Genomic DNA, 685 nt, shown 5'->3' on the forward strand with positions numbered 1-685 from the left:
AACGAGTATAACGGTTAATTTCTTGACAATGAGCCGTTTCTAAACGAAAGTCTTCTAATTCTAAAGGAGCGTTAAAAGAAAACTCAAAACAGAGAATAAAATCCTGTGGGGGTTGACGTTTTTTGAGTTGTTCTTCTGTAGGAGATAGCCAGAGTAAAAAGTCCGCTCGTCCTGACTTTCCTTGCTTAACTAAAGACTGATCAATAAAATCTGAAATCTTAAAAGCGTGATGAAATTCCTCAGCCGTTTGTTTGGGTTCCAACTCTCTATTATCTGTTTGTCCGGGTAAGGTTAAAGGACACCATAACGCCTCTAATTTCATCCGGCGAGAGGGTTTATAATGATTCAGACATTCCCGTAAGCTAGTCCAGCCTAAACCGTACCCTAAAACCAATAAATGACGTAAATATTCTTGAATCCGTTCTTCAACATAAATATCGTGAACAGGTAAAGTTTTCGTCTCTTTTAAAGCTTGAATGAGGTGTTTACTGAGTTGACTAATTTTAACTTCTCGCCAAGGTTCGAGTTGGGGATGTTCTTCGTTTAAGAATTTACTATGCAGTAAATAGGCGATAACACCCCGTTGAACAGCGATTTCAAAAACTTGTCCCCAAATTGAAGCTTGTTCTAATTTTAAATTACTATTCATGGTTTTGTCCTCCGACGAAGTACCTGAGCCATATGA

The 685-nt window shown here is 38.1% G+C and carries 1 pseudogene; it reads right to left on the minus strand.

The features are described from left to right. Positions 1–649, minus strand: a pseudogene (locus tag M595_RS28285) (helicase); the annotation flags it as partial. Between the last annotated feature and the right edge of the window lie 36 nt (positions 650–685).

The organism is Lyngbya aestuarii BL J (assembly GCF_000478195.2).
GTDB lineage: Bacteria > Cyanobacteriota > Cyanobacteriia > Cyanobacteriales > Microcoleaceae > Capilliphycus > Capilliphycus aestuarii.